We start from the raw sequence: 2430 nt of genomic DNA, 5'->3' as shown, positions 1-2430 counted from the left end.
CGCGGGGGCGCGTACGGGGAGGCGCGGGAGGCGGGCCGTGCGGGCCCGTCCGGGCGGGCCGGGGACGCGCCTCGCGCGCGCCCGCGCGGCCCGCGCGCCCCCGCCCGGGCCCTCGTCGTGCCCCCGCGCGGGACGCGTCGTGGCCCGGTCGCCGCCCCGCGTTCACCCCCCGGTCGCCTGCCGGACAGCCCGGCGGGCCGGAGAGGCCCTAGCGTCGCGGCCGTGCCCAAGCTCTCCGTCATCGTGCCGTTCCACAATGTGCGGCCCTATGTGTCCGAGGCGCTGCGTTCGCTGCGCGCCAATGCCCGTGCGGACCACGAATTCGTCTTCGTGGACGACTGCTCCGACGACGGGACGGGGGAGGTGGTGGCGGATGCCCTCGGCGGCCTCGGGGCGCCCGCGAGACTCGTGCGGCACGAGGTCAACAGCAGTATCGGGACGGCGAGGAACAGCGGGCTCGCCGCCGCGCGCGGCGAGTGGCTGACGTTCCTCGACGGGGACGACTGGCTCGCGCCCGGGTATCTCGCGCGGCTCGTCGCGGACGCCGAACGGCTGGGCGTGGACTTCCTGCGCGTCGACCACGTGCGGTGCGTGGCGCGGGCGCGGACCCTGTACCGGGCGCCGATCGGGCGGCGCGGGGTCGTCCTCGACCCGCGCGCGCTGATCCTGCCTGCCGAGCGGTCCACGTCCGTCGACTACCCGTACTCCTGGGCCGGGCTGTACCACCGGCGGCTCCTCGAACGAGGCCTGCTCGACTTTCCCGAGGGGCTGCGTACCGCCGAGGACCGGCCCTGGATCTGGCGGCTGCACCGGGAGGCGGAGAGCTGCGCGGCGGTGAACACGCTCGGGTACTTCTACCGGCGGGGCGTGGGGAGTTCGCTGACGCAGATCGGCGACGTGCGCCAGCTCGACTTCCTGCCCGCCTTCGACCAGGTCGTGGCGGAGACCGCGACCGACCCGGGGGCCGCCGCGCTGCTGCCCAAGGCGGTCCGGACGTACTGCGCGATCATCGCGCACCACCTCGGCCGCGTCGAGCGCTTCCAGCCCTCCGTGGCACGGGAGTTGCGGACGCGGAGCGCCGCCGCGCTGCGGCGGCTGCCACAGGACGTGCTCGACGCCGCGCTCGCCTCGATGGACCCCGAGCGCGCGGCCCTGCTGCGCCGCCTGCGCCGCCGCCCGGCCGCGGGGGTGGCCGCGTGAGCGCCCGTGTCCTCCTCGCCTCGACGCTCTACGGCACCGCGACGCTCGCCGCCGCGATCGACGCGGGCCGTTTCGCGCCCGTGGACCGTACGATCCTGCTCCTCAGCAACAACGCGGCGAACCCCGAGACGACGCCGGGCCCCGACGCGCTCGCCGGTTTCGCGCGCCTGCGCACGCGCTTCGACGAGGTACGCCACTGGAACGAGGCCATCGCGCCCTTCCACCCCGGCGCGTGGCACCCCGCGCCCGACGACGTGCCCCTGTGGGAACGGTACTTGCGCCTCCTGTGGGGCCTCGGCCCGGACGAGGAGGTCGAGTTCGTGGTCGAGTCGATCCAGGTCGCGCCCGCGCTCGCCGTCACGACGATCTTCACGGGCGCGCGCGTGGACGTGTACGCGGACGGGCTCATGAGCTACGGGCCGACCCGGAACAAGCTCGACCCGCTGCTCGGCACGCGCGTCGAGCGGCTGCTGCACCTGGACCTCGTACCGGGCCTGGAACCCCTGCTGCTCAGCGAGTTCGGGGTACGCCGGGAGGTCGTGGACGGGGAGGCGTTCGTCCGGGTGCTCGCCGAGATCGCCGAGGACGCGCCCGGCCTGCCGGAACTCCCCTCCTCCCGGCCCGTGCTGCTGCTGGGCCAGTACCTCTCCGCGCTCGGCATCCTCAGCGCCGAGGAGGAGGAGGGGCTGCACGCGGACATGGTGCGGGGTGCGGTCCAACTGGGCCACCCGCACCTCGTGTTCAAGCCGCACCCGACGGCGCCCGCCCGCTGGGCCCGGCTCATGGAGGCGGAGGCGGAGCGGCTCGGCGCGCAACTCGTCGTGCTCGACGAGCCCTCGCTCGCCGAGACGCTGTACCCGGTGCTGAAACCGGCGCTCGTCGTGGGCTGCTTCTCGACGGCGCTGCTCACGGCCGCCACCTTCTACGGGCTGCCGGTCGCCCGCACGGGCACGGGCCGGCTCCTGGAACGGCTCACCCCGTTCGAGAACAGCAACCGCGTGCCCGTGACGCTCGTGGACGCCCTCGTCCCGGACCTCGCCGACCCCGGGGCGGTCGCGGCGCAGCACCTCGCGGCGGACCCGGCGACACAGGAACTCCTCGTCGCGGTCGGCTTCGCGATGCAGCCGAAGATCCACCCGGGGCTGCGCGCCCGCGCTGAGGCCCACCTGGCGGCCTGCGGCGAGGAGACGGCCCGGCGCTACGTCAAGCGCAAGCGCCTCACGGCGCTGG

Annotated in this window: 2 protein-coding genes; both read left to right on the top strand. The window is 75.3% G+C overall.

The annotated features are described in order from the left end of the window. Positions 1-222: 222 nt before the first annotated feature. A complete protein-coding gene (locus SSBG_RS18720) occupies positions 223-1200 on the top strand; it encodes a glycosyltransferase family 2 protein (protein WP_008747640.1) in 978 nt (325 codons plus the stop codon). Then, positions 1197-2430: polysialyltransferase family glycosyltransferase (locus SSBG_RS18715; RefSeq protein WP_008747639.1), on the top strand; the 1234-nt coding region annotated here is incomplete at its 3' end. The genes SSBG_RS18720 and SSBG_RS18715, both read left to right, overlap by 4 nt.

The sequence above is a fragment of the Streptomyces sp. SPB074 genome (assembly GCF_000154905.1).
In the GTDB taxonomy this organism is placed as follows: Bacteria; Actinomycetota; Actinomycetes; order Streptomycetales; family Streptomycetaceae; genus Streptomyces.
This window is presented reverse-complemented; position numbering and strand designations above follow the sequence as displayed.